This is a genomic window from Kitasatospora sp. McL0602 (genome assembly GCF_052076145.1).
GTDB lineage: Bacteria > Actinomycetota > Actinomycetes > Streptomycetales > Streptomycetaceae > Kitasatospora.
The window spans coordinates 511,325-531,871 of the sequence record NZ_CP197246.1 but is presented as its reverse complement, the minus strand read 5'-3'; the positions used below and the strand labels follow the sequence as shown (position 1 = coordinate 531,871).

Genomic DNA, 20,547 nt, shown 5'->3' with positions numbered 1-20,547 from the left:
CAGAGTCAACATTGGTCTCTGAGCGTGGATCTGGCCCGGACCGCCGACCCGGCCCGTGAGCAGGGCGTGACGGGCACGTACGATGGTGTCATGTCATTTCTCCGCCGTCGCTCCGGCTCGCCCGCAGGCCCGGACTTCGACGTGCTCGCGATGGACCCGGGCGACTGGCCGGGCCACTTCGGCGCCATGACGATGACCGGCACGGACGGCTCGTGCCAGGGGATCTTCCTGCGCTACGACCTCTTCGGCGGTCGCGGTCCGGCCATGTTCATCGGCAACCTCCCCGACGGCTCCCCCGCCCGGGACGCGGCTGACGGAGTCCCGTTCGAGATCCGTCAGCTCCTCGCGGCCCTGGAGAACCAGGAACCGGTCGAATTCGTCTCCGCCGAGGACTTCCCCGTCATGCTCGGCGACGACCTGCTGATCGTGAAGAAGATCAAGGTCAGCGAGGAGCGGGTGTTCTGCGCCCAGTTCGGGCGCAGTGACGGTGTCCAGGTCACCATCGCCTCCTGGGACAGACCGATCGCGGACGACCTCTACCAGTTGCTCAAGCCGCTGCCCGGAGACATGTTCCTCCAGGGCTGACGTCAGGCCTGACAACGGATTCCGGCCATGCTTGACGTGTTCGATCAACGCTTCGTACAGTCACGAGCATGTCTCCCCGCCGCCTGCTGCTGACCCGTCGCAGCTATCTGGACCTGCGGCGCACCGCCAGCGCGGCGTGTCCGTGGACATGAGCCAGAGCCACAACCGGCTCTGAGGCACGGCCCCGGCCCTTGCCGGGCGCCGTGCGTGCGCCTCTCCGGGCGTGCCTTTCCGCTGTCCGCCGAGACCACGCTGCCGCCCCGGGAGGCGCCGCCATGACCACCCCTACCGCCGACCAGAAGACCGCACCCCGACAGTTCGGCGCCGTTGACGGCCCCGCCGACCCGGCCGGCCACGACATGCTGGCCGGGCTGCCCCGGGTGGTCGACCTGCTGGCCGCCCGCGCGGAGGAGCACGACCGGGACGGGACCTTCCCGTACCAGGGCGTCGAGGCCGTGCACGAGGCCGGGCTGCTCACCCTGACCGTCGGCCGGCGGTACGGCGGCCCCGGCGGCGGGCTCGCGGACACCGTCACCGTGCTCTCCGGCCTCGGCCGGGGTGATGCCTCGGTGGCCGTGCTGACGGCCTGCACACTGCTGCGCCACGCCGAGCAGGCCCGCACCGGCAGTTGGCCGGCCGCCGCCTACCGGCGGCTGCTCACCGAATCCCGGCGCGGGCCCGCGCTGCTCAACACGCTGCGCGCGGAGCCCGGCAGCACGGCCGCCCTCCCCGGCACCGTCGCCCGACGGGACGGCGAGGGCTGGCGCCTGACCGGGCGTAAGACCTTCTGCGCCGGCGCGGAGGCGCTGGCCTGGATGGCCGTCTGGGCCCGCACCGACGAAGCCACCCCACGGACGGGGCTCTTCCTCGTCCGCGGCGACAGCCCGGGGATCGAGATCGACCCGGTCTGGGACCAGCTCGGGCTGCGGGCCAGCGCCGGGCACGACGTGCTGCTGACGGACGTCGAGGTGCCCTCCGGCGCCGTGCTCGGCCTCGCCGAGCCGGACGGCCCGCGCGGCGCCCGGCAGGCAGCCGGGCAGGCAGCCGGGCAGGCAGCCGGGCAGGCGGCCCGGCAGCTCGCCGAACGGCGGCTGGAACTCGCCTGGCACGACCTGGCGTTCGCCGCCGTCCAGCTGGGGGTGGCCCGCGCCGCCCAGGACTGGCTGATCCGGCACCTGCACCAGCGCACGCCCGGCGGTCTCACCGCCCCGCGCCACCGGAGCGCCGTCGGCGAGCTGGAGAGCTCCCTGATCGCGGCCGAGGACCTGCTCGCCGGGCTGGCCGCCCGGATCGACCACGGCGACCCGGGCGCCGCCACGCGCACCGGCGCCGCCCAACTGCACGCCGGGCGCACGGCCACCGCCGCCGTCCAGCAGGCCGTCACCCTCACCGGCAACCCCGGCCTGAGCCGCCGTCACCCGCTGGAGCGAAACCTCCGGGACGTCCTGACCGGGCGGGTGCACTTCCCCCCGGAGGAGGCGGTGCTGGACTCGCTCTGCGAGGCCGCCCTGGAGCGGAGCCTGCACCGCACCCCTCGGGGCTGACACCTCAGCGGGTGCCGACCGCGGCGCGGACGGCCCGGCGGGCCAGCGCGGCGTCGTCGTACAGGCGCCGGATCATGATCCGCTGCTCCTCGCCCGCGCCCGGGACGTCGTGCAGGCGGATCTCCCGCATCAGGACGAGGACGAGGTTGACCAGGAAGGCGTCCCGGGCCACCGTGCCGCCGGACTGCGCGAGTTGGCTGATCTGGCGGCGGGCCGCAGTGTCCCCGGAGAGGACGCTCCACAGCACCGCGAGGTCGTAGCCGGGCAGGTACCAGCCGGCCTCCTCCCAGTCGACCAGGACGGGCCCGGAGGGCGCGAGCAGCATGTTGCCGAGCAGGGCGTCGCCGTGGCAGAGCTGGAGCGGCGTGTGGGCCAGGCCGTGCAGCAGGCCGCGCAGGTCTCCCGCGTCACGGTCGGTCAGCTGGCCGACGGAGTGGAAGCGGGCGATCTCCAGCTGGTAGTCGAGCGGCTTGCCGAAGACGTCCGTCGGCGGGCGCCACAGGTTGAGCGTCCGGATGGAGCCGAGGACGGCCCGCACCTCGCCCGGAGTGGGCGCGTTGACCGGGTGCCGTTCGCGGGAGGCCGGGCGGCCGGGCACGCGCTCCAGCACCAGGACGCAGCGGTCGTGGTCGGCCGCGACCAGCCGGGGCAGCCGGATCGGCGGGCGGTGCCGGACGAACGCCCGGTAGACCGCGACCTCGTGGTGGAAGCGCTCGACCAGCTGCGCGTGCTGGTCGCTCCGCAGGGCCTGCGGAGCGAGGCACTTGGCGACCACCGGGGCCCGGCCGATGGTGCCGGCGATCAGGATGTGCCGACTGCCCTCCCGCAGCACCTGGCGGGGGAGGAAGGCGGGACATATCCGCGAGATGTTGGCGAGCGCTGCCCGCACGCCGGGGGTCTGGAGCGTCGCCGGGTCGACCCGGTCGACGCCGGTGTCGACCGGCCGGGCGCGCAGCAGGCGGTCGGCGCCGGGGCGGCCGGCCAACTGGTCGGCGGGGCGGGCCAGCGGAGGGCGGACGGCCAGCGCGCGGGGGTCGCGCAGGTCGCTGCTCCGGGGGGCGGGCCCCTGGCCGGCCCGGCCGCCGACCGTGGTCGGGGGGCGCAGGGCGGTGCGCGTCGGGGCGGAGGTGCCGGTGGTCGTGGAGGAGTACATGAGGGGTTGAGAATCCCTTCCTTGCCGACGGTGGCCTCAGCCTGTGAGAGCCGCTGCCGGGAACCGCCGCCGCCGGTGAGGGCGGTGCGGGTGGTGGCGGCTGACCCCCGCTCGTGCGGACGGAGAGCGGGGCGGAGGCGGGTGGGGGACGAGGTGGAGCGCGGGCGCCGGGCGCGGACGCGGCCTCCCGGTGATCACCCGCGCCCTGGGGAGAGCGGGTGCCGCCTGGCGGTCGCTGCCGTGCCCGGCGCCTCCGCGCCACCCGGCCGCGCCACCCCCTCGGATGAGGCCACGGGAGTGCCGTTGACACACCGTCAGAGCCCAGCTCCGACGGGGTTTCCGGCCCTCCCGACCCGAAGTTGGGGTGGCGCAGCTCTACATGACACCCGGAAGCCACTGGTACACCATGTGGCGGACCCTGGCGAAGCATGGCGAATGGTCGCGTGGCAATTGCCGGAGCACTAGGGTCGGAGGCAGCCGAGGAACCTGGGGGCTTCACGTGAGCAAGGGGCCGAACACCAGACTGGCCGACCTTTTCGCCCTGACCGGCTGGTCGAAGGGCGAGTTGGCGAGGCTGGTCAACCGGCGCGGTGCGGCGGTGGGTCAGCAGCAGCTGTCCACCGACACCTCGCGGGTGCGGCGCTGGATCGAGCAGGGGGAGATCCCCCGCGATCCGGTGCCGCGGGTGCTGGCCGCCGTGTTCACCGAGCGGCTCGGCCGTGTCGTCACCACTGAGGATCTCGGTCTGACACGACACCGGCCCACCAGGCCCGGCAGTACACGCTCCGCCGACGCCACGGCGGAGCCCTGGGAGCCGGATCGGACGGCTGCGGTCCTCACCGAGTTCACGGGAATGGACCTCATGCTCAACCGACGCGGATTGGTCGGAGCCGGAGCCGCGCTCACGGCCGGGGCCGTCATCGCCGACAACCTCTACGACTGGCTCAGCGGCCCGGACGTGGCGTACGCAGCCACCCGTCCCGGCCCTCGATCGGTGATCACCCAGGGCGGCAGCCGCCCGTTGAGAGACGTGTACGAGCCCGGCCCGGTCGGCCCCGAGGAGGTCCAGGCACTCGAACACGCGGTGGAGGTCTTCCGGGCCTGGGACGCCTCCCGGGGCGGCGGGCTCCAGCGCAAGGCGGTGGTCGGTCAGCTCAACGAGGTGGGCGGTCTGCTGACGCACGATCTGCAGCCGGCCGTGAAGACCCGGCTCTGGACGGTCGCGGCCAATCTCGCCGTGCTGGCCGGCTGGATGTCCCACGACGTGGGGCTGGAGCCCACCGCGCAGCGGTACTTCGTGATCGCCGCACAGGCGGCCAAGGAGGCCGGCGACCGCCCCCGGGCGGGGGAGGCGATCTCCCGGGCGGCCCGGCAGATGATCCACCTCGGGCGGGCCGACGACGCGCTGGAGCTGATCCAGCTCGCCCACGCCAGCAGTGGCGACCGCGCCCTGCCCCGGACGCAGGCCATGCTGCGCACCGTCGAGGCGTGGGCGCAGGCCTCGCTGGGCCGCTCGGAGGCGGTCAGTCGGGTGCTCGACGAGGCGGAGAAGCTGTTCGTCCAGGACACCGGCGAGGCGGCCCCGAGCTGGATGCAGCGCTTCAACGAGGCGGAGCTGCACGGCATGGAGGCGCTGGTCTACCGCACCCTCGCCGAGCACGACCCCGGGGCCGCCCGGCTCGCCGAGCTGCACGCCCGGCAGGCCATCGACCTGCGGGAGAAGACCGGCCTGGAGCGCTCGGCCCTGCTGGACCGGATCACGCTGGCCTCGGTCTACTGGATCTCCGGCGAGCCGGACGAGGCGCAGGTGCAGGCGAAGCTGGCGATGGCCGTGATCGGCCAGAACTCCTCGCTGCGCACCTGGGACCGGCTCCGGGAGATGTACCGGCTGTCCGGCCGCTACCAGGGCATGCCCGGGGTCGCCGAGCTGCGGGCGGAGATCGACATCGCGATGCCCTCGCCCCGCCGGGAGGTGTAGGTCACCCGGCCGAGGTGACGGGGGGAGCGCCTCGGCCGTACCAGAATTCTGCCATGTCCCCGTCATGTTCGGCGACGGTTGGCGCAAACTCGACGGAGATCCGGCGGCGGCGGATGCCTTTCGGCCGCTTGTCGGCCTTGTGTGCGTATGGGGCGCCCAGGCGGTAACCTTCGGTGATTCCGGCGCGCCGGCGCCTCCGCAGGACCCTCCCAGACCCCCGGCGACGGAAATCCCGTTGCCACCAAGACCGCCGCAACGGATGCTGACCTCATGTTCGAGCCAGTGATAGCGCCCAGTGCCAGCCTCCTCGGCCTCCTCCAGCGGGGCCGCGGTGACGGACAGTTGCATGCGCTGGCCGCCGACCGCACCGAGGCGATCGCCGCGCTGGAGCAGTGCGTCACCAGTGACCCCAGGGCCTGCTGGCAGCTGGAGAACCGCTCCCTCTACTACGCACGCCTCTACATGGAGCTGGAGGCCCCGCTGACGGGCCTCGAGATCCACCTGCACGCGGCCGAGGACGTCCTCGACCCGGACGACAGCCGCACCGGTCTCGCCCTCGCCGTGCTCGGCCACCTCGCCGCGTACGGCCGCCGGGACGCGCTCGACCTGCTGCGCGGCTACGCCGCCGTCGGCACCAACTGGGCCTGGGCCCTGGACGAGCTGGCCCTGCGCGACGACGACCGGTCGCTGATGCGGCTCGCCCCCTCCGTGCTCGCCCGCTTCCCGGAGGACCCGGAGGGCGAGGCCGGGCTGCGGGCCGCCGTCCGCGCCGCCTACGAGCCCCGCCCATGGCGGCTCTGGGCCACCCGCCACCCCCGGATCGCCGCCGCGAGCGAGCAGTCACCCTTCGACCTCTGGCAACGACAGCTCAACCGCAGCGGCGTCACCCCCGGCTGGAGCGCCCTCGACGTGCTCGCCTGGGCCGACCAGCCCGAGACCGCCCCCGCAGCCGGCCCGGTCGACCCGGCCGCGCTGGTCGATCCCGAGGCGGTCGCCCGCCGTGCCGCCGCCGCCGCCCGCTGCCTCGCCGCCGTCGTCCGCCCGCAGGACCGCGAGACCGTCCTGACGGCCGCCCGCAGCGGCGAGCCGGGCGCCCGGCTCGCCGCCCTGCGCTACCTCGTCGACCAACGGGACGAGGCCGTCGCCGCCCTGATCGAGGCTGCCGCCGCCGACGCCGACCACCGCGTCGTCGACACCGCCCTCGAACTGCTCGGTCGGATGCGCGGCCCCGAGGCCCTCGCCCACGCCCGCCGCTGGGCGGACCCCGCCACCGGCGGCGCCGACAGCGCCCTCGGCGAGGCCGCCGTCCGCCTGCTCGCCGACGCGGGGGAGCCCGCCGACGGCCCGCTCGTCGTCGCCGCGCTGCGCCGCTGGATCTCCGAACGCGGCGTCGCCGGCGCCGGGCTCGGCACCCTGGTCGACGGCGTCGGCCGGCTGGCCGCGTCCGGAGCCGTCCCCGCGCTGCGCCACATCTACGGCGAGGCGCCCTCCTCCGAGCTGCGCGGCCGGGCCGCCCAGGCACTCGCCCTGCTCGACACCTACTTCGCCCGGGGGATAGCCGTCGAGTGCCTCTGGGACTGCGAGGAGGCCACCCGCGAGCTGGCCGCCCGGCACGTCACCACCACCGGCGACGTACGGGTGCTGGAGCGGCTCCGCCGCCTGGCCGCCGACCCGGCCGAGGAGGCCGAGGTGCACGCCGCCGTCCGGGGCCGGCTGACCGCGCGGGACCGCACCTGACGGGGTGCGGCACCGGTCCGCCCACGGGGGGCTGCCGGGTGGGGCATGATGGGCCGGTCGTGCCCGTCCCGCCGTCGGAGGCCCCGCGCCCATGAACCGTCCTCGCACTCTCGCCCGTCTCGCCGTCCCGGCGGCCGCCCTGCTCGGCGCGATCACCCTGGCGGGCCCGGCCTCGGCGCACGTCGAGGTGGAGCCGGGCAGTGCACAGGCGCTGGCGACCGACGTGGTGGTCGGCTTCAACGCCGAGGGCGAGTCCGACACCGCCGGGATCAGCAAGCTCCAGGTCGTGCTGCCCACCGGCCTGACCCCCGCCGACGTCACCCTCGCCGAGGGCGCGGCGGGCTGGCAGCTCACCGCCACGGCCGACGGCTACACCGTCACGGGGCCCGCGCTGGCGCCGGGCAAGAGCGCGGACTACAAGATCAAGATCCGTCGGCTGCCGGACGCGAAGGAGCTGGCCTTCAAGACCCTCGTCAGCTACACCGACGGGCACGTCGACCGCTGGATCGAGCTGCCGCAGGGCGGCGCCGAACCCGAACACCCGGCGCCCGTCCTCAAGCTGACCCCCGCCGCAGCCCCCACCGCGTCCAGCACCCCGAGCGCCTCGACTTCACCTTCGGCTGCCCCGAGCACGCCGTCGGCCACCCCGAGCACCACCTCGGCGGCTCCGGTCCCGTCCTCCTCGGGCTCCTCCTCGTCCAGCAGCGCCGCGCCGGTGGTCATCGGCGTCGTCGTGGTGATCGCCGCCGCAGTCGGCGGGGTCTTCTGGTGGCGCCGGCGGTCCTCCGCGAGCTGACGCGCACGGCACGGGCGCCTCGGAGCCGGCACCACGACCTACGCCGACCCGGACAACCAGCTCGTCGGGATGCTGCTCACCCAGGCCGCGACCGGGCGGGTTGCCGGTTACCGGCCACGCCCGTCGGAGTCGGGAGGCTGGTGGCCCACACGGGTGGCGATGCCGTCGAGGAGGCAGGCGAGGCCGAACTCGAAGGAGTGGTCGAAGCCGTGGTCCTCGGCCTCGATGACCCGGCGGGCGAACTGCGGGTAGGCGCCACTCTCGACGATCCGGTGGATGTACGGGCTGACGCTGCTGCGCCATTGCTCCTCGGTCATGCCGGTGCGGCGCTGTGCCTCCTGCTCGGCGAGTTCGCGCGAGACGACGCCGATGACGTAGTCGAAGACCAGTGAGACGACGTCGGAGGCCAGGGTGATGTCCTCCGTCGCCGCGCCGACCGCGGCGAGCGCGTGGTCCATCTGCCGCAGTGAGTTGGGGCCGAGGGCGGGCCGACTCGCCAGTACGCTGCCCAGCCACGGGTGGCGCAGCAGTGCCGTCCGTTGCCCGCGTGCGACGTCCGCCAGGTCGGTGCGCCACGCCCCTGTGAGGGGCTCCGGTGCCGCTGCCGCTCGCGCAGTGTCGATCATGAGTTCCAGGAGCTCGTCCCGGCCGGTCACGTACCGGTAGAGCGAGGTGGTGCCCGACCGGAGGTCGGTGGCGACGCGGCGCATGCTGAGCGCGTCGAGTCCTTCGCTGTCGGCGATGCCGATCGACACCTCCACGATTCGCTCGACACTCAGCACCTGCCGTTTGGGGGTGTGCCGTTCCTTGCTCCAGACCAGCGCGGGGACTGACTTCTCTTCGGCCATGGCGCCCATCGTACACATGTGGGTACAGTGTTCCCATGAACGGGAACGTTGTTCCCATCAAGAGGGGGTAGTCATGTCCGAGTCCGAGGTTCTGATCGTCGGCGGCGGTACCGTCGGCCTGAGTGCGGCGGTGTTCCTGGCCCACCACGGGGTCCGGGTCCATCTGGTGGAGTCGGCGGCCGGTCCGCAGCTCCACCCGCGTGCCACCGGCGTGGGTATGCGGACGGTGGAGCTGCTGCGTGAGGTCGGCCTGGATCGCGCGGTGAACGAGGCCGCCGTCGACATGGCCGCGAGCACGCTGGGCAAGATCAGCACCGAAACGCTGGCGGCCGCCGCACTGCCCGCTCTTCCCGTCCAGCCCGCAGGTGTCGGCCCGGCCACGCAGCCGGCCTTCACGCCGGCCGCACTGCGTGGCACCTGCCCGCAGAACCGCCTGGACGCCGTCCTGTTGTCGGCCGCTCGTGAACGCGGCGCGCGGGTGGAGTACGGGACTGAACTTCTCTCGTTCGAGCAGGACGCGCAGGGTGTCACCGCCCGCCTCGGCGACGGCAGGACGATCCGCTCCCAGTACCTGGTGGCAGCCGACGGGGTACGCAGTCAGGTGCGCTCGGCGCTCGGCATCGCCTCCTCGGGGCCGGGCAACCTGGGCGAGGTGATGACGAACACGCTGTTCCGGGCGGACCTGCGCGAACTGACCGGCCCGCACGGCTTCGTCGCCTGCCAGATCACCCACCCGCAGGCCCCCGGCATGCTGGTGACCATCGACGGTGCGAAGGAGTGGGTGCTGCACACCGGCCCGGACCACCGGCCGACCCCCGACTTCATCCGGACCGCCCTGGGCGCCCCGGACCTGGACGTCGAGATCCTGAGCTCGCTGCCCTGGCGGGTGCGGGCCCTGGTCGCCGACCGCTTCGCCGACGGACGGGTCTTCCTGGTCGGCGACGCCGCCCACGCGATCCCGCCGCTGGGCGCCTTCGGCATGAACACCGGCATCGCCGATGCCCACAACCTGGCCTGGAAGCTGGCCTTCGTCCTGCGCGGGCAGGCCGGCCCAGCACTGCTCGACAGCTACGCCGCCGAACGCCGCCCGGTCGCCCAACTCGCCATGGAGCAGTCGGTGTTGCGGCTGGCCGATCCGAGCCTGCACTGGGAGCGCGGTCCGCAGGGTGCCGAGGCCCGCGCGAAGGTGGGTGCGGTCAATGCCCCGATCGTCCACCTCGGCTACCGCTACAGCTCGGCCGCTGTCATCGAGGCGAGCCCCGAACTGCCGTCCACCGAGGACGTCTCACTCGCCCTCGACGGCTCTGCGGGCTCCCGCATGCCGCACGCCTGGGTCGCCGACGGCGTCTCGACGCTCGACCTGATCGCCTCCCGGTTCACCCTCTTCACCGCTGAGGGCGGGGCAGGCGCCGACTGGATCGTCGCCGCCGAGCGGCTGGGGCTGGCCGCCCACGGGGTCGATCTGCCGCAACTCCCGCCGGGTGGCGCGCTACTGGTCCGTCCGGACGGCTTCGTCGGATGGCGAGCGGCGAGAGGCCAGGCACAGCAGCTCCCCGCCGCGCTCGCCGCCCTCCTGAGTGTCTCCACGCCGGGCTGAACCGGCATCAGGAAGCCCGCAAGCCCGCCGGCCGGCAGTGGGTCAGCAGCCGAGCGTGAAGCGCAGGGGTGTCCCCGGGCGGGCCTGGGCTGCGGCGGGGAGGTCGGGCTCGGGGACGACGCCGATGACGGGGTAGCCACCGGTGGTGGGGTGGTCGGCGAGGAAGATCACCGGGCGGCCGTCGGGCGGGACTTGGACGGCGCCGAGGACCATGCCCTCGCTCGGGAGTTCGCCGGTGCGGGCCCGCGTCAGGGCGGGGCCGTCCGTCCGTAGGGCGATCCGGTTGCTGGCGGCCGCGACGCGGTAGCGGGCGCGGGGGAGGCCGGCCAGTGCCTCGGGCGTGAACCAGTCGGCCCGGGGGCCCGGTTGCAGGCGGAGTACGAGCTCGGTGGGCGGGCCGGGCAGCGGGACGAGTTCGGCGGCCGGGCCGTCCGGCGCGGGGCCGACCGGCAGCAGGCCGCCGGCCCGGAGCGGTGCGGGGCCGAGCCCGGAGAGCAGGTCGGCCGACCGGCTCCCGAGGAGTTCGGGCACCGCGATGCCGCCCGCCACCGCGAGGTAACTCCGCACGCCGTACGTGGCGGGCCCGACCTCGACCAGCTCCCCGGCGCGCACCGGCACCGCCGTGCCCCACGCCGCCGCCCGCCCGCCGACCCGCACCGGCGCGGGTGCCCCGGTCACGGCGATCACCACCGTCGTCAGTGCCCGCACCGCGACGCCACCGACCGTGGTCTCCAGTGCGGCGGCCCCGGCCGGGTTGCCGAGCAGCCGGTTGGCGGCCAGCAGGGCCGGCAGGTCGAGCGCCCCGGCCCTGGGCACGCCGAGGTGGGCGACCCCGCGCCGCCCCAGATCCTGCACCGTCGTCAACGGCCCCGGCCGTACGACCTCCAGCACGCCCCCCGTACCCCCTAGCTGTCTCGAACGGCGGTGAACCGCACCCGAGTCCCGGGCGCGAGCAGCGCCGCCGGTGTCCGCCCGGTGTCCCAGAGGGTGAGGGCGGTGCGCCCGACCAGCTGCCACCCGCCGGGGGATGGCCGGGGGTAGACGCCGGTGTAGAGGCCCGCGAGCGCGACCGACCCTGCCGGGACGGCGCTGCGCGGGGTGGCCCGGCGGGGCACCCCGTAGTGGTCCGCCAGGCCGGTCAGGTAGCCGAAGCCCGGGGCGAAGCCGCAGAAGGCGACGCGGTACTCGGGCTCGGTGTGGATGCGCACGGCGGCTTCCGCCGAGACCCCCCAGAGCCCGGCGACCTCGTCGAGGTCGGGGCCGTCGTAGACCGTCGGCACCTCGATCAGCGGCCCGGCGGCGGGCGGCCGGTCCGGCACCTGCCAGGAGGCGAGCTGCCGGGCCAGTGCGGCCGGGTCGGCGACGCCGTCCAGCAGCACCGTCCGGGCGGCCGGGACGATCTCGCCGACCTCGGGCAGCTCCGCCCGCCGGGCCAGCAGCTCGGCGTACAACGCGGCGACGCGCCCGGTCGTGTCGGTCTCCAGCAGCAGGGCGTGCGCCCCGACCAGCCGTACCGTGATCGACCCTGCCGCCGCCATCAGACGAACGCCTCCACCCGGACTCCGGCCGAGGCGAGCGCCCCCCGCACCCGCCAGGCCAGCTGGGCGGCGCCGGGGGTGTCGCCGTGCACGCAGAGCGAGCGGGCCTCGACCGAGACCAGCTCGCCGCCGACGGCTGTGACCTGCTTGTCGCGGGCCAGGCCGACCGCGCGGGCGATCACCGCCTCGGGGTCGTGCACCACGGCGTCGGGGTCGCGGCGCGGCACCAGCGTGCCCGCCCAGGTGTACGCCCGGTCGGCGAAGGCCTCGGTGACGACCGGCAGCCCGACGCCCTCGGCGACCATCAGCAGTCGCGAGCCCGGCAGCCCCAGCACCGGCAGCGGCCCGTCGCAGACGGCGCCCGCCCGCAGCACGCCGGCGACGACCGCCTCGGCCTGCTCGGAGTCGCCGACCACCCGGTTGTAGAGGGCGCCGTGCGGCTTGACGTAGCTGACCCGCGAGCCAGCCGCACGGGCGAAGACCTGGAGGGCGCCGATCTGGTACGCGATCTCGTCGGCCAGCTCCTCGGAGGGGACGTCCATCGCGCGGCGGCCGAATCCGGCGAGGTCACGGTAGGAGACCTGGGCGCCGATCCGTACTCCGCGCTCGGCGGCCAGGGCGCAGACCCGGCGCATGGTCGAGGGGTCACCGGCGTGGAAGCCGCAGGCGACGTTGGCGCTGGTCACCACCGAGAGCAGGGCCTCGTCGTCGGTCAGCGTCCAGCGTCCGAACCCCTCGCCGAGGTCCGCATTGAGATCGATCACCGAATCGGCCACACCACGACCTGTCTTCCGCGCCAACTTCCCTGGGGTGATCGTAGGGCCTGCCCGCAGGCGCCCGTGCACCTGACCCGGGCCCGGAGCGCACACCTGGCGGCACACACTCCCCCGACCGGCGGAACGTTTCTCAAGCGGCCCTCGTGGCGACCGCCGCCGACCACTCCAGCCGCCGGATGCCGCGCAGCACGATCAGCAGCGGCACCACCCCGACCACGCCGAACGACATGTCGACAAACCGCCAGTACAGCGGGATCCCGCGCAGCGGACCGCAGATCAGCGCCAGCGGGATGATGCCCGCGCAGGTGACCATCGCCCACTTGATCACCCAGACGTTGCGCACCGGGTCGCGCAGCGGCCCCCAGAGCGCGACGGCGATGGCCAGATGGGCGAAGGCCGGCCAGTCGGTGCCGTAGGCGAGGAAGGGGTAGCGGGCGTTGGTGTCGGCCACGCCGTCCCGCACCCGCACCACCCAGTCGGCGAGGGCGGGGAAGTGCGCGGCGACGGGCGAGCCGTCGACGGCCTCGGCGAGCCAGCGGGTCTCGCTCTGGAGCGGGAAGGCCGTCAGGCCGCTGAGTGCCAGGCAGACCACGAAGACCCACAGCCAGCGCCGCACGGCCCGAGCGGTCGCCGCGGCGTCCCCCGCCGCCCTGCCGTCCCCCGCCCTGCCGTCCACCGTGGAGTCGCTCGAGTCGCTCATCAGGAAACCCCCATGCCGGGTCGGGCCGCCGGAGCCGTACTCCGGCGGCGTCACGGCGACTCTAGACCCCGGTTTGAACGCGTTCAAACCGGGGTTGCGGGCTCCCCGGAACCGGTACAAGAAGGCTCGTTTCGGACCTTGTCGGTGCGAACCTCTAATCTTGTCCACCGTGACCGCCATCGCAGACCAGCCAACCTGGCCGGCCGACCCCACGCCCAGGCCGCCCGCCGGGCCCGCCCGGCCCGCCCCCGGCCCCGCAGCCGACGAGGGGCTCGCCCGTCGGCTCAAGGCGCTGGCCTGCACCGCGCCGCTGCACGACCTGGAGAGCCGCAAGGTCAACCTGGCCGGCGAGTACGGCTCGTACGCGATGGCCGAGATCGGCCTCGCCGTCATCGACCTCGTCACGCTCAACATGGACTTCGACACCGGCGCCGACCGCGACATAGTCCTCGGCCGCCTGCTGCCCCGCGTCGCCGCCCAGAACCCGGCCCGTCCGGTCGTCGAGCATGAGCGCGTCGCCCGCTGGGTGCTGGAGTCGCTGATCAACGTCGGCAGCGTCGACCGGGGCTTCCGCGCCGTCTACGGCACCTTCGGCTCCGACGGCACGTACGTCAGGCGCGACTACGACTTCAAGCTGCTGGAGGAGGTGCCCGGCCCGGACGGCGGCGTCTACCTGCGCAGCACCGACGAGGCCGTCAACGTGCTGGTCGGCGCCCTCGACACCGACGTGACCTCGGCCCAGATCGCCGCCGAGGTCAAGCTGGAGGTGCTGATCCGGCGCGGCCGCCTGGCCGACGCCCAGCTCGCCGCCGAGCAGGCCCGCTACCGCACCGTCCAGTACGCCGAGACGCTGCGGCGCGCCCTGGAGGCGACCCGGCGCAACGTCCGCGCCGTCGACTGGATGCAGGCCGTCCCCGACCTGATCGACGAGGCGCTCGACCACATCGCCGACCGCTACCGGCACGAGAACGCGATCCTCACCAACATCCGCAAGGCCCGGGACGAGGCCGAGGACCAGGAGCACAAGCGCCGCGCCGCCGAGCTCGTCGACATCGTCAAGGACTGCATCCGCCGGCACACCCAGCTCCAGACCCGCCTCCTGGAGGCCGGGCCGCTGTTCCGCGCCGAGCAGGACCGCCAGGCCTTCGCCGCCCCCGCCGCCCGCAGCGGCATCGACCTCTACGGCCAGCTGCTCGCCCCCCTCCTCGGCCTGCCGATAGCGCAGGCGACGCGGCCCACCGACGCCTTCTTCGCCCAGGGCATCGGCCTGCGCACCCCCGTCTCCGTCCGGGTCGCCGACCTGGTCGAGCTGCTGCTCACCCCGCCGGTCGAGCGCGAGCACCTCGGCGCGGAGCTGCCCGACCCGGATCTGGTCGCCACCCCCGACGACAGCCGCTTCTCCGAGGCCCAGCTCGAAGCCGCCCTGGTCCTCCTCGACCTCCCCGCCGACGCCCCGCGCCGCCTCTCCGGCCTCCTCGCCGAAGCCCGCCGCCAGGACCCGGAACTCCCGTACCTCGTCGCCCTGCTCGCCGTCCACGCCGCCAGCCCGCCCGTCGGCACCGCCTACCGCCAAGGCGAGGAGCGCCTCCTCTTCGCCGTCGACGACGGCACCCCCCTCGACGACCCCGAATTCGGCGGCGCCGACCTCATCGTCGGCAGCGCCCTCCTCGACGCAGCCGGCATGGCCGCCGACCGCAAGGACGCGGCCTGATGCCGCGACGCAAGGTTGCACCTCCCCTGAACATCCACCGTCAGCTCATCAAGGAGCCACGTCCGTGACCACCACCCCTGACACGGACGAGGCCGTCCCCGCAGCGGCCCCCGCTGCCCTGACCCCCGCCGACGTCGCCGATGCCGCGCGGCTGGTCTCGTTCGGGCTCCAGGCGAAGCTGCTCCCGGCGCGTGACGCGGAGTACGCCGAGCTGGTCCGCCGGTACCGCGAGGACCCGGGGTTCGCCCGGCTCGCGGATGCTGTCGCGACCGGGATGGGGCTGGTGGTGCTGGAGGTGTCGCCCCGGGCCGGGATGGCCGTGGCGGCGGCCGAGGACTCGGTGTTCGCCGTCCGGATGGGCGACTACTCGCGGCGGGCCGCCAGCGAGTCCACCGACCGGTTCCTGCACGGCCTGGCGCACCTCGCGGTGGCCGCGATGGCCTTCCCCCGGCCCGAGGACCTTGCGGACGACGGGTACCTCGGGCGGATCACCACCAACGGCGTGGACGCGTTCGTCCGCCAGGCGTGCCGCAGGCTGGCGGAGCGGGCCGACGCCGACGGCGCCAACACCGACCCGGTGAGCGACGCCCCGGGGCTGGAGGCGGCCTGGCGGGTCTGGGCCCGCCGCAGCGCGACCGGCGCGACCAAGGACGCCCGCCGACTCTCCGGCTCGACCATCGGGATCGTCTCCAAGGCGGTGCTGTTCCTGGTCGACTCCGGCTTCCTGCAGAAGACCTCCGACGACGCCGGCGGCACCTACCGCACCACCGCCCGCTACCAGCTCCAGGTCCGCGACCTGGCGGGCGGCGCCGCGATGGCCGAGCTGCTCGACCTCGGCGTGGTCGCCGTCAGCGACGGCACCCCGACGCTGATGCCCGCCGACCACACCGACGACCTGGTCGCCGACGCCGGCCTGCCGTTCCACTCGCTCTAGATCCAGCCTGTCCAGGAAAGATCACACTTCATGTACGAGCTCAACCGGGTCCGCCTGTACTCGATCGGACCTGCCGGTGCCCGCTACGCCGACACGGTGCTCGACCTGCGCGGCGTCGGCGAGCCGGTGGCCGCACCGGCGCCGCAGCAGCCGGGGCTGTTCGGCGAGCAGCCGGACGGGCCGCCGCGCCGCCCGGCCCCGGCCGGGGTGCTCTTCCTGGAGAACGGCGGCGGCAAGTCCGTCCTGCTCAAGCTGATCTTCTCGGTGATGCTGCCGGGCCACCGCAACACCCTCGGCGGCGCCAGCTCGGGCGTGCTGCGGAAGTTCCTGCTCGCCGACGACTGCGGGCACGTCGCGCTGGAGTGGCAGCACACCGTCACCGGCGAGCTGATCGTGGTCGGCAAGGTCAGCGAGTGGCGCGGGCGCCAGGTCTCCTCCGACCCGCGCAAGTTCGCCGAGACGTGGTACTCCTTCCGGCCCGGCCCCGGCCTGACGCTCGACTCGCTGCCCGTCGCCGAGCGGGTCAGCCTCGCCGGTGACCAGAAGGCCCGGGGGCGGCGCCGCACCATGAAGGGCTTCCGCGACGCCCTCACCGAGGCCGGGAAGGCGCACCCGTACCTCGACCTCACCTTCGAGGACGGCCACGACCGCTGGACGGAGCACCTCGGCGACCTCGGGCTCGACCCCGAACTCTTCCGCTATCAGCGCGAGATGAACGCCGACGAGGGCGAGGCCGCCGGCCTCTTCGCCGTCAAGCACGACGCCGACTTCACCGACCTGCTGCTGCGCGCCGTCACCGACACCCGCGACACCGACGGGCTCGCCGACCTCGTCCACGGCTTCGCCGCCAAGCTCGGCCGCCGCGCCGAACTCACCGCCGAGCGCGACTTCACCGCAGGCTCGCTCGACCTGCTGCAGCGGATCGTCGACGCCACCGCCGCCCGCGAGTCCGTCCGCGAGACCCACCGCACCGCCGAGCGCCGCACCCGCCGGCTCGCCCACAGCCTGGCCGCCCGCGCGGGCGCCGAGCGCGAGCGCGCCCAGGACCTCGCCATCGAGGTCGCCGCCGCCGCGAGCGCCGTCACCGCCGCCGAGAGCGACCGCACCCGGCACTCCCTGATCACCGCCGAGCTCACCCACCGGCACGCCACCCTGGGCCTGGCCGCCGCCACCGCCGAGGCCGCCGGGCTGCGCCGCGAGCTGACCGAGGCCCGTACGCTGCACTCCGCCTGGCAGGCCGCCGAGGCCGTACTGCGCCACCGCGCCGCCGCCGACCGCGTCGCCCGGGTCGCCGTCGCGATCCGCGAGGCCGAGTTGGACGCCGCGCCCGCGCTCGCCGCCCGCGCCCGCGCCGCCGGGGCGCTCGCCCGCGCCCTGGAGACGGCCGCGCTCGCCGCCGAGACCCGGGCCGACCAGGAGGAGCTGCGCGCCGAGGAGCTCCAGCAGGACGGCTCCACCGCGCAGAGCGAGGCCACCGCCGCCGCGACGGCCGCCCAGAAGGCCCGCAGCGAGGCCGAGCACCTGCGCCAGCGCCTCGCCGAGGTCGAGCAGGAGACCCAGGCCGCCGTCGAGGCTGGCTGGATCGACGGCTCCACCGCCGAGCCGGACCCGGCCCGCGCCGCCCTGCACGCCGCCGACGCCGAGAAGGCCGCCACCGCCGCCCTGGAGCAGGCCCGCGCCGCCGCCGAGCAGTCCGCAGCCCGGCTGCGCGAGACCGCTGCCGCCGAGGGCCGCGCCGAGCTCGCCGCCGCCCGCGCCAGCGACGCCTACAAGGACGCCCACCGGGCGCTGGCAGCCGAGCAGCGCACGGCCGCCCAGCTCGCCGCCGAGCCCCGCCTTGCCGAGCTGCTCTCCCTCCAGCCCTACCAGGACGGTGCCGAGGGCGTCCTCACCCCCGCGATCCTCGACGCGGCGGCGCAGGATCTGCGCGAGCAGCTCGACCAGTCCGTCGCCACCGCCGAGCGCACCCTCTTCGACCTCCGCACGGCCGCCGCCGACGACTCCCGCATCCTCGCCGCGCTCGGCGACGGCGGCCTGCTGCCGCCCGGCCCGGACGTGCTCGCCACCGTCGAGTACCTCGGCGAGCACGGCGTCCCCGCCCTCCCCGGCTGGCGCTACCTCGCGCAGTCCGTCGACCCGGCCGACCACGACGCGATCCTGGCCGCCCGCCCCGAGCTGGTCGACGGCGTCGTCGTCACCGACCCGGCCTCGCTGGAGCGCGCCCGGGAGACTCTCCAGGCCGCCGCCCTGCTGCCCCGCTCCACCGTCGCCGTCGGCACCGCCGCCGCGCTGATCGCCCCGATCGCCGACCAGCCGCCATTCTTCCTGGTGCCGCCGAATCCGGCCATGCACGACGAGCGCGCCGCCGACGACGAGCGCCGCGAGCTGCGCACCCGGGCCACCGCCCGCGAGGAGCACATCCGCGAGCTGGCCGCCCGCCTCGGCGGCGACCGCGCGCTCGCCTCCCGGCTCGCCTCCTGGCAGCAGCAGTGCCCGCCCGGCACCCTCGCCGAGCTGACCGAGGCCGCCCGCGCTGCCGCCGCCCAGGCCGAGACGGCCGCCGCCGAGCTGACCACCCTGCGCGCCGAGCACACCGAGGCCGAGACCGACCACGCCGCCGCCGCGTACGCGCACGAGGAGCGCCGAGAGGCCGCCCAGCGCACCCGCCGCCGCGCCGACGCCCTGGCCGGGCTCGCGTTCCGCCTGCGCGAGCGCGCCAACTGGACGCGCCGCAGCCGCGAGCTGGCCGAGGACGCCGCCGAGTGCGACCGCCGCCAGACCGCCTGCGCCGAGCGCGCCCGCACCTGCGACGAGGACCGCCGCGCCGCCCAGCGCGCCGCCGACGACGCCCGCCGCACCGCCCGGACGCTGCGCGCCGAGCGCGCCGAGCTCTCCGCCACCGCCGAGCCCGTCGACGCAGGCGAGCCCCCGGCCTCGCTGCCCGCCCTGCGCGAGGCCTACCGGGCGGCCTCCCAGCTCTACGAGAAGGTCGGCGTCGGCGCCGACCTGCGCGCCGAGCAGGCCCGCGCCGAGGGCGACGCAGCCGCCTCCGTCACCGAGCTGGACCGCCTCACCAACAAGGTCCGTACCCGCGCCGAGGAGCTGCTCGCCAGCCCGGACGGCGCCGACGGCCCGGCCCGCCAGGCCGCCGCCGGGCGCGCCGAGGACCTCGTCGCGACCATCGAGGCCCGCTCGGCGACCGCCAGCGAGCAGCTCGGCCGCCTGCGCGGCGAGGCCGAGCGCTCGGCCCCCGTCAGCGGCGAGGCGCACACCGAACTGCCCGAGGACCTCGTCCCGACCGACCCCGAGCACGCCCAGCTGCTGCTGCGCACCGCCACCACCCGCCTCGCCGAGCGCCGCGAGTGGCTGGAGACGGCCCGCACCGAGCACGCCGACCTCCAGCGCACCCTGGACACTGCGCAGAGCGCCGCCGCCGACTTCGACGAGGCGGCGGCCCAGCTCCGCGACGGCCTGCGCGACCACACCCCGGAGGAGCCCGAGCAGCCCGCCGAGCCGTACCTCGGCCACCTGGCCGAGGCGCGCGGCACGGCGGCCGACACCCGCCGTACGCTGCGCACCGCCGCCGCCGAGCTGACGGCGGCCGAGCTGGCGGTCCGGGATGCCTCCGACGGGCTGATCCGGCACGCCAACGCGGCCCGGTACGAGGCCGTCCGCACCCCGGCCCGCCAGCAGATCCGCGAGCTGCCCGCCGCCGCGCTGCCCGACCACGCCGCCGCCTGGGCCGTGGCCTTCGCGCCCCGGCTGCGGGTGCTCACCGACGAGCTGGCGCAGCTGGAGCGCAACCGGGGCTCGATCGTCGACCGCCTGCGCGGTCTCGTGGAGAGCTCGCTCGCGACCCTGCGCGCCGCCCAGCGGCTCTCCCGGCTGCCCGAGGGGCTGGGGGAGTGGTCCGGCCAGGAGTTCCTGCGGATCCGCTTCGACGACCCGGACCACGCCCTGCTGGTCGAGCGCCTCGGCGAGGTGATCGACGAGGCGACGAGCGCCGCCGTCCGCAAGAACAGCGACCTGCGGCGGGACGGCATGTCGCTGCTGCTGCGCGGCGTCGCGGCGGCCATCGGGCCCAAGGGCGTCAGCGTCGAGATCCTCAAGCCGGACGCGGTGCTGCGAGCCGAGCGGGTCAGCGTCGGCCAGATGTCGGACGTCTTCTCCGGCGGCCAGCTGCTCACGGCCGCGATCGCCCTCTACTGCACGATGGCCGCCCTGCGGGCCAACGACCGGGGGCAGTCCCAGCTGCGGCACGCGGGGACGCTCTTCCTCGACAACCCGATCGGCCGGGCCAACGCGACGTACCTGCTGGAGCTCCAGCGTGCGGTGGCCGACGCCCTGGGCGTGCAGCTGATCTACACCACCGGTCTGTTCGACACCACCGCGCTGGCCGAGTTCCCGCTGGTCATCCGGCTGCGCAACGACGCCGACCTGCGGGCCGGGCTGAAGTACATCTCGGTCGAGGAGCACCTGCGGCCGGGCCTGCCGGCGCCGCAGGACCCGGACGGCCCGGCGATCCACGGGGAGATCACCGCGACCAGGATGTTCAAGCGCCCGGCGGAGCCTGCGGCGGGGTGACGGCAGCGGAGGACGGGAGTTGAAGAACTCTTCACATTCATAGATGCTGTAGCCCTTGGGAGCCCT

Annotated in this window: 15 protein-coding genes; 9 read left to right on the top strand and 6 right to left on the bottom strand. The window is 75.1% G+C overall.

All coding sequences use genetic code 11. From position 1 onward, the window contains the following. The first annotated feature begins 90 nt into the window (after positions 1 to 90). Together ACR68M_RS02510 and ACR68M_RS02505 are read left to right on the top strand one after the other, a co-directional pair. Positions 91 to 585 carry a hypothetical protein gene (locus tag ACR68M_RS02510; RefSeq protein ID WP_441248712.1) on the top strand — a complete coding sequence of 165 codons (495 nt, stop codon included), beginning with the start codon at positions 91 to 93 and terminating at the stop codon, positions 583 to 585. A 275-nt stretch (positions 586 to 860) separates the two neighbouring features. Beyond that, positions 861 to 2,129: an acyl-CoA dehydrogenase family protein gene (locus ACR68M_RS02505; RefSeq protein ID WP_441248711.1), complete on the top strand. Its 1,269-nt coding sequence runs from the start codon at positions 861 to 863 to the stop codon at positions 2,127 to 2,129. A 4-nt stretch (positions 2,130 to 2,133) separates the two neighbouring features. On the opposite strand, the gene ACR68M_RS02500 is transcribed toward ACR68M_RS02505, so the two are convergent. Next, a complete protein-coding gene (locus ACR68M_RS02500; RefSeq protein ID WP_441248710.1) occupies positions 2,134 to 3,282 on the bottom strand; it encodes an aminoglycoside phosphotransferase family protein in 1,149 nt (382 codons plus the stop codon). A gap of 499 nt (positions 3,283 to 3,781) precedes the next feature. Between ACR68M_RS02500 and ACR68M_RS02495 the strand changes: the two genes are divergently transcribed. From ACR68M_RS02495 to ACR68M_RS02485, 3 genes are all read left to right on the top strand, one after another. Further along, positions 3,782 to 5,260 (top strand): DNA-binding protein NsdB, encoded by a 1,479-nt coding sequence (locus tag ACR68M_RS02495; protein WP_441248709.1) that lies wholly within the window; start codon positions 3,782 to 3,784, stop codon positions 5,258 to 5,260. Between the two features lie 270 nt (positions 5,261 to 5,530). Further along, entirely contained in the window at positions 5,531 to 6,997 is a 1,467-nt protein-coding gene (locus tag ACR68M_RS02490; protein WP_441248708.1) for a HEAT repeat domain-containing protein, read from the top strand. Positions 6,998 to 7,088: 91 nt separating this feature from the next. Next, the gene (locus ACR68M_RS02485; RefSeq protein ID WP_441248707.1) at positions 7,089 to 7,793 is read left to right on the top strand and encodes a DUF1775 domain-containing protein; all 705 of its coding nucleotides are present in this window, start codon (positions 7,089 to 7,091) and stop codon (positions 7,791 to 7,793) included. A gap of 107 nt (positions 7,794 to 7,900) precedes the next feature. Here ACR68M_RS02485 and ACR68M_RS02480 read toward each other — a convergent pair whose 3' ends face one another. Next, entirely contained in the window at positions 7,901 to 8,641 is a 741-nt protein-coding gene (locus ACR68M_RS02480) for a TetR/AcrR family transcriptional regulator C-terminal domain-containing protein (RefSeq protein WP_441248706.1), read from the bottom strand. Positions 8,642 to 8,714: 73 nt separating this feature from the next. Between ACR68M_RS02480 and ACR68M_RS02475 the strand changes: the two genes are divergently transcribed. Next, positions 8,715 to 10,238 carry an FAD-dependent monooxygenase gene (locus ACR68M_RS02475; protein ID WP_441248705.1) on the top strand — a complete coding sequence of 508 codons (1,524 nt, stop codon included), beginning with the start codon at positions 8,715 to 8,717 and terminating at the stop codon, positions 10,236 to 10,238. Positions 10,239 to 10,280: 42 nt separating this feature from the next. On the opposite strand, the gene ACR68M_RS02470 is transcribed toward ACR68M_RS02475, so the two are convergent. The 4 genes from ACR68M_RS02470 to ACR68M_RS02455 all read right to left on the bottom strand — a co-directional run bounded on the left by ACR68M_RS02470 (position 10,281) and on the right by ACR68M_RS02455 (position 13,252). Continuing rightward, positions 10,281 to 11,129, bottom strand: coding sequence for a biotin-dependent carboxyltransferase family protein (locus ACR68M_RS02470; RefSeq protein ID WP_441248704.1), 849 nt, complete (start codon positions 11,127 to 11,129; stop codon positions 10,281 to 10,283). Between the two features lie 14 nt (positions 11,130 to 11,143). Then, the gene (locus tag ACR68M_RS02465) at positions 11,144 to 11,776 is read right to left on the bottom strand and encodes a 5-oxoprolinase subunit B family protein (protein WP_441248703.1); all 633 of its coding nucleotides are present in this window, start codon (positions 11,774 to 11,776) and stop codon (positions 11,144 to 11,146) included. Next, complete coding sequence (locus ACR68M_RS02460) at positions 11,776 to 12,540, bottom strand: LamB/YcsF family protein (RefSeq protein ID WP_441248702.1); 765 nt, start codon at positions 12,538 to 12,540, stop codon at positions 11,776 to 11,778. Before ACR68M_RS02460 ends, ACR68M_RS02465 begins: the two co-directional genes overlap by 1 nt. A 142-nt stretch (positions 12,541 to 12,682) precedes the next feature. Beyond that, positions 12,683 to 13,252 (bottom strand): hypothetical protein, encoded by a 570-nt coding sequence (locus ACR68M_RS02455; RefSeq protein WP_441248701.1) that lies wholly within the window; start codon positions 13,250 to 13,252, stop codon positions 12,683 to 12,685. Positions 13,253 to 13,421: 169 nt separating this feature from the next. Here ACR68M_RS02455 and ACR68M_RS02450 point away from each other — a divergent pair, with 169 nt between their 5' ends. From ACR68M_RS02450 to ACR68M_RS02440, 3 genes are all read left to right on the top strand, one after another. Beyond that, the gene (locus ACR68M_RS02450) at positions 13,422 to 14,963 is read left to right on the top strand and encodes a hypothetical protein (RefSeq protein WP_441248700.1); all 1,542 of its coding nucleotides are present in this window, start codon (positions 13,422 to 13,424) and stop codon (positions 14,961 to 14,963) included. A gap of 64 nt (positions 14,964 to 15,027) precedes the next feature. Further along, positions 15,028 to 15,897, top strand: coding sequence for a hypothetical protein (locus ACR68M_RS02445; protein ID WP_441248699.1), 870 nt, complete (start codon positions 15,028 to 15,030; stop codon positions 15,895 to 15,897). A gap of 30 nt (positions 15,898 to 15,927) precedes the next feature. Further along, entirely contained in the window at positions 15,928 to 20,481 is a 4,554-nt protein-coding gene (locus tag ACR68M_RS02440; protein ID WP_441248698.1) for a hypothetical protein, read from the top strand. Positions 20,482 to 20,547: the final 66 nt, after the last annotated feature.

Coding starts and splice junctions, on each gene's coding strand:
- ACR68M_RS02490 (WP_441248708.1), top strand. CDS start 5,531: ATGTTCGAGCCAGTGATAGCGCCCAGTGCCAGCCTCCTCGGCCTCCTC.
- ACR68M_RS02455 (WP_441248701.1), bottom strand. CDS start 13,252: ATGAGCGACTCGAGCGACTCCACGGTGGACGGCAGGGCGGGGGACGGC.
- ACR68M_RS02510 (WP_441248712.1), top strand. CDS start 91: ATGTCATTTCTCCGCCGTCGCTCCGGCTCGCCCGCAGGCCCGGACTTC.
- ACR68M_RS02480 (WP_441248706.1), bottom strand. CDS start 8,641: ATGGCCGAAGAGAAGTCAGTCCCCGCGCTGGTCTGGAGCAAGGAACGG.
- ACR68M_RS02505 (WP_441248711.1), top strand. CDS start 861: ATGACCACCCCTACCGCCGACCAGAAGACCGCACCCCGACAGTTCGGC.
- ACR68M_RS02440 (WP_441248698.1), top strand. CDS start 15,928: ATGTACGAGCTCAACCGGGTCCGCCTGTACTCGATCGGACCTGCCGGT.
- ACR68M_RS02485 (WP_441248707.1), top strand. CDS start 7,089: ATGAACCGTCCTCGCACTCTCGCCCGTCTCGCCGTCCCGGCGGCCGCC.
- ACR68M_RS02500 (WP_441248710.1), bottom strand. CDS start 3,282: ATGTACTCCTCCACGACCACCGGCACCTCCGCCCCGACGCGCACCGCC.
- ACR68M_RS02475 (WP_441248705.1), top strand. CDS start 8,715: ATGTCCGAGTCCGAGGTTCTGATCGTCGGCGGCGGTACCGTCGGCCTG.
- ACR68M_RS02465 (WP_441248703.1), bottom strand. CDS start 11,776: ATGGCGGCGGCAGGGTCGATCACGGTACGGCTGGTCGGGGCGCACGCC.